We start from the raw sequence: 13648 nt of genomic DNA on the forward strand, positions 1-13648 counted from the left end.
AGAGACTGTTGATAAATGCAGCCCTTCTCTGACTCGTTCCCAAACTGAGACCCGCAGTGCCTAAAAGCTTGGGAACCAGGATTATGCAACACCCTCTTTAAAGCAAGAATTATCTCCTCTTATACTCTGGCTGCTCCGGGAAATCCTCTTCAGGCAGCAAAAGATTATCGCCATTGGTAAGGCCATAGTTTTTAACTTCCACAAAAGACCCGTTCGAGTCCATGAATGAAAGAGTGGCTTTAACAATGCTATTATGAACTTGCATGTCATTGGGCAGCAGATCCGGATCGATTATAGCCAAAGGCATAGGAACAAAACTGGACATATGAGTGCCATAACCATAACGGGAAGCGCCACGGATGGTGGTAACGCTCTTTTCACCATTTTCACCACCAACCAGCAGATCCAAACCTAATGTTCTGATCAGAGGATCTGTACCACCCAGAGGCATTTCATCCGCTTGGTTTACAATCACAAAGTCACCCGGATTGTATTCATTACCCTCTGTCGCCAGAGCAATAGCAAGACCCGCTATATTCAAATCGTTTGAACCGTCTCCGACCGCTTCACTCAACAGAATGGGCTCATCGGGATATTGAGCCAGCACCCTGGCATAACTGATCGGATCGGAAGGATCAATAATGGCCTGATAAGCAATCTCGGCAGGGCTTTCGTAGGCTACCCAGATTTGCTCTTCAAATTCAGCAAAGTCAGCTGGTGATGAGTTACCCATGGCAGCACTGGCTGCCAGCACGTCATCGGCCAATTGACGTATTTCCTCATCAGTAATCTGATCGGTCCGGGTCAGATCGACACCTTCCAAGCCATCGCGATACTCATCGGTTTTATCGAGAGCCGCCACTTTTTCATCTTTAGAAAGCTCTGTTACAGGATTATATAAACCCAGTTTTTCAGCCATAAATAAACGGAAAGCAGCAGAGTGCAGAACGTCTTCTTGCAATTCGGGAAATAGAACAGGAGACTGCATCAGAACGGTGGCTACACCAGCACCGGGTACATTCACCGTTGTTGTCTTCAGATCCAGTTGCTCTTTATAAGCGGGTATATTCTCCTGAGCATCTCTGATCATTCCAGAGATAATAGTGCTGTGAATTCCTCCCAGCGAACTCCCTAACATATGTACATTCCCGGTATCAAGAAGCGTATTACCCTGATCGTCTCCCACACCATTGGCAATAGCCATGCGAATGCCGACATAATCCAGAGCCACCTGCCACATAAAGCCACGGGTGGTTAACAGATTTTCAGGACTGGCATAATCAGTCCGACGAACCGAAGCATCCAGATCAGCGACACCGTCGCCATCAATATCTACTACTCTGTCACCGTGCAGAGGATGGTCGATGGCAACCACAGCATAACCGGATCCAACCAGTTGTTCAGCAAACAGCTCAGCCTCATCTTTTGAACTACCGAAGCCGTGGCTATGCATAACCACTTTAAATCCGTCAGCGGGAACTGCACCAGAAGGCAGATAGATTCTGGCATTTATGGCATTTTGATCCGGCTCTTTAAACACTCGGATATCAGAAGCATTGCTGGCATTGATAGGCGTACCGTCGTTTGTTTGGAAATAACTGAAAGCGCCTGAGCAGAATACCTGTGGTGCCACCCTGTACTCATTGAAGTTCTCAGGATGACTGTCATGGCTGCCACCTTCCTGCATACTGTCAACATATTCATTGTAATCGCAGTTCTGCCCCATCTCAGGTGTGTCCAGATAGGCCGGCAAGTTGATGGTCGCAGAGAAAACCCGGTATTCAGGCGTTTCTGTCGAATCTGGTTCTGGAATGGACACGCCTTCCTTCTTCAGCAGATCAGAAAACCCTGCAACAAGCGTATTTTTCTGATCTGATGGAACAGCCTCTGGTACTAAATTTGTGATCTTGGTGTCTGATGAGTACTCATTAAGGTAGTTTTCAACAACAGGTCGAATCACACTAACATTAGTGCCCGTAGTAAAATCAGCCGCATATATAATACTGTTGTCAGAAATACCAGCCCCTGCCAACCGATCAATCACATCCTGCAAATGCAGCCCCATTTCATCATTACTGCTTAAGAGCTGCTTATAGGCAGATGAAGCCTGCAAAGATTGACCATGAACATCCTTAACTCCCGTTGTCAGAGTGACAAAATAGCGGGTATCTTCATCAAAAGGCTTCAGAGGCTCAATATTAATAGTGCCCGCTTTTGCCAGAATCGCTCGAAAATCTTCATTCCAAATAAGACTTTCAAGCGTGCCGTCAGCGTTTTCACGGAACATTTTAATGCTTCCCTGAAACGTAGCCGGATCAATGCCGGGTGAGCCCCCGGATTCTTCCGGAGCCTTGACAAATTCCAGAACCATTGGAACCGATGTACCCCACTGCTGAGTGCCATAGTAGTTCCAAAAGGTATTAGGGCTATCACCCGGAGTATCAGCCCAATCTGTCTCTCCGGGTACTTTCAGTGTGCCATCTTCATCGAGCCCAACAATATCGTTGGGGTAAGGAATAACACCATTGGCTGGATCAAACTTCAACGTCTGGGGTTGCAGGGTAACTTCATCAACATCGTCGTTTAGAACATCATCACAACCTGCCAGCAACATAGCAGGTAGAGTCAATGCAATCGCTTTGGCTAAACGTGTGTACTGCATCATTTTTCCTTGTAATTATTTTTCATCACTCTCGGTGAAGGGTATTTAAATAAGCTTATTAACAAGAAATTTTGATCTCAATTCGCCCAAAACTATTCGCACTTTTATCTGTGCAGTAAGCAAACCAGCAGGCGCTACAACAAGATCAATTGACAGCAGAAAGGATATTGAATTAAAACAATCGACTTAACCCGAAAGACCATGAAAACACCAATTCATTGATGCAGGTCACCTTATTAAAGGGCTTCGGTTTTCTTTTGTTACTCAATATTTCATTCTATTAACAAAACAACCCCACTAAATAAGAAGCTAAATATCCTGCATTGATGCTATTAAATCAAAAACATGAATCTGATGAATGATAAAAACGTGATTCAATTCGTTTCCACGCTCCAGAGGCTACCGCAGAAGTGCCCCCCTTCACCGATGCAGCGTTAACAAGTGGCCTGGCTTTACCTGCTGCTTTTGCAACAACCTCTTTGCCTGGGAATGTATACACAACGAAAAATGATCTGTGCAACTTGAGAAAACGTCTGGATTTCAACACTGAAGCATGTGAACGCAGATATTTACGACACCCTATTTCGTGAGGTGATCTATCCTTCCTCTCTGTAGACCAGATAGCAAGGACAGAATGATTAGACACTCACTCTTTGTAGCACCGCTGTTGCTGTTCCTGTTATTGTCAGTCATCTGCCAGGCCAAGTCGTTGACGAGACGTTTTGTTGTCGAACTTGAACAGCATGCAGGTTTTACAAACCAGAACTTTTCTACAAAGCGTGATCGACACACATGGCCGGGCACCCCGTCATCAGATACTGTCGACTCAAACAGCTATGCAGAAACAGATTCGCCATCTGATGACAAAGCACAAAAACCCGAGGGTTCCGGGGGAAAAACGCCCCTTGTTGAATCGATTTCGTGGCAATTGCTTTACGCTACTCATAGGCTGGTTGTCTACGAACTGATCCCAATCACCAAAGAGACTCCTCGAAGCCTTCCTTATTCATGGCTACCTCTGGATGTGGTTATATCGGTCGGTTGGTTTTTAAAAAGCTATTGGAACCCAGGTCCACCTCTGTTAAACCCGATTGAACAGCAAGAGTCCAGTCATGATCACCCGCTTGCGGCCATTACCATAATGTTTGGCTCCGGACATGATCAACATCAATACCAGCCATCAGAATCACCGGACCAGCAAGCCCCGGCAGCTACAAGCCGCCCACAGGCCTCGTTTACTGCACCCCAAAATACTGACTATGGGGGTGGTAACCCGGACCCTCATCAACACTCACATACTTTGGGTTTTAATTGTTTCTTCCATCCCTGTCGTGGCGTTTGTCAATTCCGACTATTATCCGGTTGCAAAGAGCTCGCTGAATCGACGCTGAATTCAGAAAACATGTCGACTGCCGGAAATGGCTCATCCTCTGATTTGGCGGATGGATACCACCTTAGTAACACGGATCATTTTGATCTTCTAAACATGACACCTTCCCAAAACAAATCAAGTTTCAAAGTATTGAATAATCACCCTGACACTCAGATCTCATTTGATTCTTATCAACTGTTTGAGCCACAGATGCGTGGTATTGACGTCAACCCAGCTAATAGCTTTAACCCCATAAACAGGGTCGGCTTTGATGGGACTGGCTTTGATGGGATCGACTTGGATGGGATCGAATTGGATGGGATCGACTTTGACTGGGCCAGCATAGACTCACTGAGCACCGGAGCCGCCTATACAAATGCCACTAAAGAACCAGTCAATGATCATCTGGCGATACCAGAGACTGGCTACCTTGCTCCCGAAGGAGCTAAATATTGGCAACAGGCTCTATCGGAACCTAATAATAAGCACTACAGCAGACAATTAATCTGTGACGTGATCGTGACCCGGGATGGTCAACCGCGACCATGCGGGATAATCTGCAAGAATGCAACCTCTCTGTCGGCTCACAAAAGCAGAGCCCACACCGGGCAACAAACCTGTAACCTGACTGTCATCAGGGAGGATGGTCAGCCGCAGCCTTGCGGGGTGGTTTGCAAGAATGCTGCTTCTCTGTCGGTTCACAAAAGCAAAGTTCACACCGGGCAAAAAATCTGTGATGTAACTGTGGTTGGGAAAGATGGCCAGCTAAGGCCCTGCAAGACGGTCTGCAAGCATGCTCAAGACCTCTCGAATCACAAAAATAGATACCACTCCGGGCAACAACAAACCTGTGACGCGATCGTGACCGGGAAGGATGGTCAGCTTCAGCCATGCGGTAAGGTCTGCAAGCATTCTCGCTCCCTGTTGGCTCACATAAGAAGAAACCACAACAGGCAAAAAACCTGTGACGAAACCATAGTCGGGGAGGATGGCCAGCCGCAGCCATGCGGAACAGTCTGTAAAAGTGCTCTAGCCCTGTCGGAACACAAAAAAAGAAATCACTCCGGGCAACAAACCTGTGATGCAATTGTTGTCGGGGTGGACGGGCTGCTGCGGCCATGTGGAAAAATCTGCAAGAGTTTCAGAGTCTTGTCAAATCACAAAATCGGAGAACACAGCGGGCAAAAGTCCTGTGAAGTAGCAGTGGTCGGAGAGGATGGTCAGCTGCGGCCATGCGGTAAAATCTGCAAGAATTCTAAAGTCCTGTCTGATCACAAAATCGGATATCACAGCGGGCAAAAATCCTGTGAATTAGCAATGGTTGGAGAGGATGGTCAGTTGCGGGCATGTGGGAAGGTCTGCAAGAATGCTCGCGCCCTGTTGGATCACAAAAGAATACACCACACCGGGCAACAAAGCTGTAAGGTTAGCGTGATTGGGGATGACGGCCTATTGCGGCCATGCGGAGAGATCTGTAAGAATGCTAAATACCTGTCGTATCACAAAAGAAAAGAGCACACCGGGCAACAAATCTGCTACATACGTGTGGTTGGGAAGGACGGCCAAATGCAGCCATGCGGAAGGGTCAGTAAAAATGCTCAAGCCCTGTCTCAGCACAAAAGAAGACATCGAAAACGTAAGCAGATTGGTGTAACTCCAGGTGATGAATGCAGTAATCCAGCAGGTAAAGTTCATAAGTAAGACTTGATCTGACACTGCCCTTTCCCCGGACTCAGTGGCTTTTCAGGAGCAGTCCCGGGGCTGGAAAAGAGACTGTTTACCTAAACTAAAATTGCACTTGTTTGAGGGTTTCGAGACAGCCTCTTTGTGCAGACATCTGTTTACTCCGAAAAACGGGCTCTAAAATTTGAAACAAGGCACGGGTTCCCACACTGGAGAGGGTGGGAACCAGGGCTATACAACCGCCGAAGCAGGAGGCAGATTATGAAGTGATTTCCGCGAGCAATATCTCGCTCACTTAATTAAGATTACGCCCTTTGTTGGCAGCAATTCTCAGCCTCAATGCATTCAGCTTAATAAAGCCTTCAGCATCTGCCTGATCATAAGCACCGGCATCATCTTCAAACGTGGCAATATTCTCATCAAACAGGGAGTCATCAGACTGACGACCAACAACCACTACATTACCCTTATAGAGCTTCAGTCGTACGACACCGTTCACGCACTCCTGACTTTCATCAATCATCTTCTGAAGCATCTCACGCTCGGGAGACCACCAGTAACCGTTGTAAATCAGTTTCGCATACTTAGGCATAAGCTCGTCTTTAAGATGCGCCACTTCACGATCAAGCGTGATGGATTCGATCGCTCTGTGTGCCTTCAGCATGATGGTACCACCGGGAGTCTCATAGCAACCACGAGACTTCATACCGACATAACGATTCTCGACAATGTCCAGACGTCCCACGCCATTTTCTCCACCGACTTTGTTGAGGTAAGTCAACACAGTTGCAGGTGTCATTTCCTGTCCATCAATGGCAATGATGTCGCCTTTCTTATAGGTCAGTTCCAGATACAGTGGCTGGTCCGGGGCCTTTTCCGGAGATACGCTCCAACGCCACATATCTTCTTCGGCTTCAGCCCAGGGATTTTCCAGAATGCCACCTTCGTAGGAGATGTGCAGCAAGTTGGCATCCATAGAATAAGGAGACTTACCTTTCTTCTTCTCAACCTGGATACCGTGCTCTTCACAATAGGCCAGCAGTTTTTCACGGGAATTCAGATCCCACTCACGCCAGGGAGCAATAACCTGCACACCGGGCTTGAGGGCATAGGCACCCAGTTCAAAACGCACCTGGTCATTGCCCTTGCCGGTAGCTCCGTGGGAGATGGCATCGGCCCCCGTCTCATTGGCAATTTCTATCAGTCGCTTGGAAATCAGAGGGCGGGCAATAGAAGTGCCCAGCAGGTATTCTCCTTCGTAGAGGGTATTGGCCCGGAACATCGGAAACACAAAATCCCGTACAAACTCTTCACGCAGATCTTCGATATAGATCTCTTTGATGCCCAAAGCTTCTGCCTTGGCTCTGGCAGGCTCAACTTCTTCGCCCTGACCCAGATCGGCAGTAAATGTTACAACATCGCACTGATAAGTATCTTCCAGCCATTTAGCAATGACTGAGGTATCCAGCCCACCCGAATAGGCCAGTACTACTTTTTTGATCTCTTTCACCGAGCACTCCCAATTCCCGATACGGTAAAACCTGATTTGTGAGAGAGTATTGATGATCCAGCATTGAAAATCAATATTTATTCATTAAACCAGAATATAAATTCATCACTTCATTGTTTGATGGCTACCTCACAGCTCCACAAGCCCGATGTGGAAACCACCCAACCGACTTCGGATAGCGACAAAGCGGACACCATTATTCTCGAATACTCCCTTATTTTCCAGACCAGAAATCTCACAGGCAGTCTACCTGATCAGATAGAGACCAAATAATGTGCAAACAATTGGAAAAGCACTACTCTTGAAGTCCTGAAAACCGGTTGAAAGGCACTATGCGATGGGTAAATATCACTACCAAGCCAGCATAATTTTAGATACGATGCCACCTCAGTGAAGAGAGTCTTCCTGACTCTCCAATCTACAACACATTATTAACGTGTTTTTTGATCATCCTTTGCTGTATTTAGCGGACTCGTGAGAAAAACACGTTTACACTGTTGCTATTCAGCAGTCACTCTTTCCTTCTCTGGAACAGGTACTCTTCAGAAGATGACGCAAATGCCCATAGCGAAAGAAAAGATCTCCCTGACACGCCCTGATGACTGGCATATCCACCTGAGAGACAACGCAGCCCTGGCCGAAACGGTGCGTTCTGCAGCCAGGAATTTTACCCGCGCTATTATTATGCCCAACCTGCGTCCACCGGTGCTGAATGCCGATGACGCTGCCGCTTACAAGGCCCGAATCCTTGAGCATGTACCTGCGGGCGTTCATTTTGAACCACTGATGACGCTGTACCTGACAGATAACACCACACCCGAAATAGTTCGCGAAGCCAAGGCCAGAGGCGATGTCAAAGCTCTGAAACTCTATCCAGCCGGGGCAACCACCAACTCTGACTCCGGTGTCACCGACATCAGCAACATTGAAGAAAGTCTGATCGCTATGACGGAGGTGGGCCTGCCACTGCTGGTACACGCTGAAGTTACTGACAAAGATATTGATATCTTCGATCGTGAAAAAGTTTTCATTGATCGCTACCTGCGAGACATTACTCTTCGGCACCCTGACCTGAAAGTGGTTATGGAACACATTACCACCGCTGATGCTGTCGAATTTGTCAAAAGCAGCCACAGCAATGTAGCCGCAACAATTACTGCACACCACCTGCTGTACAATCGCAACGATATGCTGGCAGGAGGGATTCGCCCTCATTACTACTGCCTGCCGATCCTGAAGCGTAATATCCACCAGCAGGCTCTGCTCGAAGCCGCAACCAGTGGCAACCCGAAATTTTTCCTCGGCACCGACTCTGCACCTCATACCGTAGATGCCAAAGAGACCGCCTGTGGCTGTGCAGGTTGCTATACCGCACCGGCAGCCCTGGAATTGTATGCTGAAGCCTTTGAGAGCATGAATGCACTGGATAAACTGGAAGGATTTGCCAGCCACTTTGGTCCGGATTTTTACGCTCTGCCCAGAAACCAGACTTCAGTAAGCCTGATTAAGGAAGAATGGCAATTGCCAGAGTCCATCCCTCTGGGAGACAATCAGGTGATTCCTCTGCGTGCAGGCGAAACCCTGAGCTGGCGCTTGCAAGACCTGAACTGACACTGAAGACCGGAAAGTCTGCCTTCAGATGGCTGACTTTCCATTGACTCTGAAAGAATTAAGGAGATTCCGTGGTCGATGACAGCCATCTGATGGCCAACCGCTTTCGTGGTTTTTTACCCGTTGTGGTGGATGTGGAAACCGGAGGTTTCAATTCCGTCACCGATGCCCTGCTGGAAATTGCGGCAGTAGTCATTGAAATGGACGAAAGCGGCTATGTGCACCCCGGTAAGCCTCAGTCTTTCCATATTAAACCCTTTGAAGGTGCCAATATTGAACAGTCGGCGATAGAGTTTATCGGTATTGATCCCTTCCACCCGCTTCGTATTGCCACTGAAGAAGAACAAGCACTGAACAGTATCTTCAAAACAGTACGCAAGGAAGTTAAGAAGCAGGGTTGCAACCGGGCAGTACTGGTGGGTCACAATGCGTCATTTGACCTTGGTTTTCTGATGGCCGCAGCAGAGCGGTGTGATATCAAACGTAATCCTTTTCATCCCTTCTCCTGCTTTGATACCGCTACCCTGTCAGGATTGGCTTATGGGCAAACAGTGCTGGCCAGAGCCTGCGAAGCCGCAGAGATTCATTTCGATAAGGGCGAAGCCCACTCCGCTCGTTATGATACAGAGAAAACCGCCGAGCTGTTCTGCTCTATCGTCAATCGCTGGAAGGATCTGGGCGGCTGGTTGTAAAGAGGCTTGTAGTACCATTGTTGTCTTTGCCTGGTTTGATGGCCCTGATGCCTCCTGGCAACTGGGCACTTTTTTTGTGACTGGGCCGGGTATTACCAGAGCACTGTGATTGGTGGGTGGGTGTGAAGATAAATGGGTTCCGGAATTTTTGAGAGAGTTGCTTGTGGCAACCACTCGAACAAATCACCAAGGCTGAGTAAATTTCATGGTTTGAAATTGATCACAACCATTGGTGGCGAAATTCCGGATATCTCTTTTATTCTTCCTGCCCGGAGCGCTTCATACCCAGTAACTCAATATTCATTTTCATCCACAGCAGAGTAGCAGCCAGATTAGTGTTGTTATTGCAGATTCCATCATTACCAGACAACAAGCCCCGAGTGTCATCAACTACCTTGTCCACCTCTTGTTGTTGTTGTTCAGGGAATGTCTCAAGCAATTGCTTCAGACGCAGCTGCCCTTGGGTCAGATGTGCAAACCTCTGAGGAAACTGACGTAATTGATAAAATTTAAACAAATCTGGTTCCAGCCCCAATACACTCCAGGTATCGAGCGACACAGAGATAAGGGTGTTCACGTCACGTGCATCAAGTGCAGGTTTATCTACTGTGTCCGTAAAATACTTAATCTCCCCATTGACTCGCAATCGACCGAGTTGCTCAGCGTCCAAGTCATACGTTATGTTCAAAAAAAACTTGAACATATTGCCATTAGTAAGAGGTTCTTTGTCCGCATAATAACCGTTACCCGCCAACATGGGGAATTCCAACAATGTTTTCAGGTCGTGTAACATGAATGACTCACTGCCTAAGCCGCTACCTTGACGTTCAGACAGGAAGTAAAACCGGGAATCAGTAAAGCCATGATATTTTAACGCCAGTGTTAAAGCCAAACTGACAAAATGTGCCAAATACGAATAAACCCGACCATCATAGTGACGCTTAAAAACACTTAAACTATCAACGACAAAAATACGATAACGCCCATTATCATTTTTTCGGATAGAAAAGACGCTAAAATGACCGGTTTGATCCTGAAAAATAAAATTTTTAGATTCATCTGTTGCCATTAACGGCAGATGGGTTATGAATAACCCAATCAGCTGCTGAAGACACTGAGGGTGGCCCAGATGAGTTTGCATATACTTTAACTTTGAAGGGCTGACAGCATTCACAATGTTGTCTAATAACAACTGTTTGGGCAACCCTTCAGGTAATCCAAGCTCCGGAAGTGCATATTTGGCAAATATTCTGATTAGATTTTCTGGCAGGCTCTCAAGCTTTGGATATTCAAGCAAAACGTGTGACATTTCACCTTTTTCCAGCTTGCCGGGAAAATGATGCTTAAGCAGCCTCAGAATCGCTTTCCAACGGTGTTCACCGTTCTCCAGAGAACCCTTCTCCTGCAAAATATCGGGGGATTCCGCGTACAATCTTTCCAATTCTGCATTAAAGTCATCAATATTTTTTTTCTGATCCATTGTTTTCAATGACTTTTCAGCGGCTTTGAGTATTTCTTTCAGTTTTTCCAGATGCCTGGCACGACTCTCATCGTTACCTGATGCCGATGCTGACGTTGAAGAACCTGAGGAACCTGAAGGGCCAGAACCGCCTTGCCCTTTATCGCTTTGCTTTTTACTTTGTTGCTCTTGCTTCGGTGGCGGAGATTTACCGTCGGTTTTAGTCTGCTCCTTGTTTTCGTTGCCATAACGGTTTAATTCGAATGGATAGCCAGTAAACGTCGTACCTTTATCCGGCTGCAGACCACCTCCTTCAGAGAGAGGCGAACTGATTATCGAACCTTTTTCACCCTTTTGTAATAGCAACAGCGGAGCAACGTTAGATTTTGGTAAACGAATGGGATCAGGCAAGAAAGGAGAAAGAATCGCATCGACACCCTCGCCGGAAGCGAGTGATGAAATGTGAGTAACTAAAGCCTGACTACTACCCGACAAAAGCAGAATAGGCACAATAAAAACAAAAGTCATAAAATACCTGGCTTCAAATAGAGATAAAGAAATCATTCTAGACAAGAAACTCAGATTTTCCTGATTTGGTCTTCTCCAACATGAAATGAGCAGATGATCCTGACGCCTTCCGGAAACCGGGTTCCTTTTTTTGTGACCGGGCCGGGCATTACCAAAGCGTTGAGATAGATGGTTATCAGTGGCGGGTGAATCGGTTCCGGATTTTTTTGCGAGGGTTGCTTATGGCAACCACTCGAACAAATCACCAACGCTGAGTCAATTTCATGGTATGAAATTGATCACAATCGTTGATGGCGACGTTCCGTATATATTTTTTATTCTTCCTGCCCGGGGCGGTTCATCTCCAGCAATTCAATATTCATTTTCATCCACAGCAGAGTAGCTGCCAGGTTAGTGTTGTTATTGCAGGTTCCGTCTTTGACTGATAACAAGCCCCGAGTTTCATCGACCACCTTGTCTACCTCTTTTTGTCGTTCTTCAGGGAATTTCTCAAGCAACCCCTCTAAACGCTGCTGCCCTTGGGTCAGATAGGCAAACCTCGGGGGAAACCAACTCAATTGAAAAAATTTAAACAAATCTGGTTCCAGCCCGTATCCACTCCAAGTTTCGAGCGACATAAGAATAAGGGTGTTCAGGTCATGTGTATTAAGTGCGGGATTGTCTGCTGTGTCCGTAAAATACTTAATCTCTCCATTGACTCTCAATCGACCGAGTTGCTCAGTATCCACGCCAAACGTTATGTGCAAAAAAAACTTCACCATATTGTCGTTAGTAAGAGGTTCTTTGTCCGCATAATAACCTTTACCAGCCATTAAGGGGGATTCCAACAATGTTTTCAGGTCGTGTAACATGAATGAAACATTGTCAAAGCCACTACCTTGACGTTCAGGCAGGAAGTAAAACCGGGAATCAGTAAAGCCATGATATTTTAACGCCAACGTTAAAGCTAAACCGACAAGATGTGCCAGAGACGAATAAACTTGATCTTCGTAGCAACGCTTAAAAACACTTAAGCTATCAACGGTAAAAACACGATAACGCCCTTTATCATTTTTCCGGATAGAAAGGACGCTAAAATGACCGGTTTGATCCTGAAAAATAAAATTTTTAGATTCACCTGTTGCCATTAACGGCAGCTGGGTTATAAATAACCCAATCAGCTGCAGAAGACACTGAGAGCTGCCGAGATAAGTTTGTACAAACTTCATAGTGAGTGGGTTAGCAACACTCTTAATCTTCTCAATTAACGCCTGCTTGGGCATCTCTTGAGGTAAAACAAGCCCCAGCACATCTTTGGCAAATAATCGGATTAAATTTTCTGACAGGCTCTCAAACCTGGAATATTCAAGTAAAACGTGTGACATTTCACCTTTTTCCAGCTTGCCGGGAAAATGATGCTTAAGCAGCCTCAGAATGGCTTTCCAACGGTGTTCACCGTTCTCCAGAGAACCCTTCTCCTGCAAAATATCGGGGGATTCCGCATACAATCTTTCCAATTCTGCATTAAAGTCATCAATATTTTTTTTCTGATCCATTGTTTTCAATGACTTTTCAGCGGCTTTGAGTATTTCTTTCAGTTTTTCCAGATGCCTGGCACGACTCTCATCGTTACCTGATGCCGATGCTGACGTTGAAGAGCCTGAGGAACCTGAAGAGCCAGAAGCGCCTTGCCCTTTATCGTTTTGTTTTTTGCTTTGTCGCTCTTGCTGCGGTGGCGGAGATTTACCGTCGGTTTTAGTCTGTTCCTTGTTTTCGTTGCCATAACGGTTTAATTCGAATGGATAGCCAGTAAACGTCGTACCTTTATCCGGCTGCAGACCACCTCCTTCAGAGAGAGGCGAACTGATTATCGAACCTTTTTCACCCTTTTGTAATAGCAACAGCGGAGCAACGTTAGATTTTGGTAAACGAATGGGATCAGGCAAGAAAGAAGAAAGAATCGCATCGACACCCTCGCCGGAAGCGAGTGATGAAATGTGAGGAACTAAAGCCTGACTACTACCCGACAAAAGCAGAATAGGCACAATAAAAACAAAAGTCATAAAATACCTGGCTTCAAATAGAGATAAAGAGATCATTCTAGACAAGAAACTCAGATTTTCCTGACTTGCTCCTCTCCAACATGAAATGA

The 13648-nt window shown here is 46.4% G+C and carries 7 protein-coding genes; 3 read left to right on the forward strand and 4 right to left on the reverse strand.

What is annotated here, in order from left to right; all coding sequences use genetic code 11:
• Positions 1-109: 109 nt before the first annotated feature.
• Complete coding sequence (locus tag KBW69_RS03445) at positions 110-2665, reverse strand: hypothetical protein (RefSeq protein ID WP_257279921.1); 2556 nt, start codon at positions 2663-2665, stop codon at positions 110-112.
• 631 nt (positions 2666-3296) lie between these two features.
• Here KBW69_RS03445 and KBW69_RS03450 point away from each other — a divergent pair.
• Positions 3297-5735, forward strand: a complete 2439-nt coding sequence (locus KBW69_RS03450; RefSeq protein ID WP_257279922.1) for a hypothetical protein — start codon at positions 3297-3299, stop codon at positions 5733-5735.
• Between the two features lie 277 nt (positions 5736-6012).
• Here KBW69_RS03450 and KBW69_RS03455 read toward each other — a convergent pair whose 3' ends face one another.
• The gene (locus KBW69_RS03455) at positions 6013-7227 is read right to left on the reverse strand and encodes an argininosuccinate synthase (RefSeq protein WP_257276428.1); all 1215 of its coding nucleotides are present in this window, start codon (positions 7225-7227) and stop codon (positions 6013-6015) included.
• Positions 7228-7785: 558 nt separating this feature from the next.
• Between KBW69_RS03455 and pyrC the strand changes: the two genes are divergently transcribed.
• Both pyrC and rnt read left to right on the forward strand, forming a co-directional pair.
• Positions 7786-8838: a dihydroorotase gene (gene pyrC, locus KBW69_RS03460; protein WP_257276426.1), complete on the forward strand. Its 1053-nt coding sequence runs from the start codon at positions 7786-7788 to the stop codon at positions 8836-8838.
• Between the two features lie 92 nt (positions 8839-8930).
• Positions 8931-9530: a ribonuclease T gene (gene rnt / locus KBW69_RS03465; RefSeq protein WP_257276430.1), complete on the forward strand. Its 600-nt coding sequence runs from the start codon at positions 8931-8933 to the stop codon at positions 9528-9530.
• 256 nt (positions 9531-9786) lie between these two features.
• On the opposite strand, the gene KBW69_RS03470 is transcribed toward rnt, so the two are convergent.
• On the reverse strand, positions 9787-11517 hold the full coding sequence (locus KBW69_RS03470) for a hypothetical protein (protein ID WP_257279923.1): 1731 nt from the start codon (positions 11515-11517) through the stop codon (positions 9787-9789).
• Between the two features lie 314 nt (positions 11518-11831).
• On the reverse strand, positions 11832-13559 hold the full coding sequence (locus KBW69_RS03475) for a hypothetical protein (protein ID WP_257279924.1): 1728 nt from the start codon (positions 13557-13559) through the stop codon (positions 11832-11834).
• Positions 13560-13648 lie beyond the last annotated feature (89 nt).

The sequence above is a fragment of the Endozoicomonas sp. ISHI1 genome, assembly GCF_024606225.1.
Lineage (GTDB): Bacteria > Pseudomonadota > Gammaproteobacteria > Pseudomonadales > Endozoicomonadaceae > Endozoicomonas_A.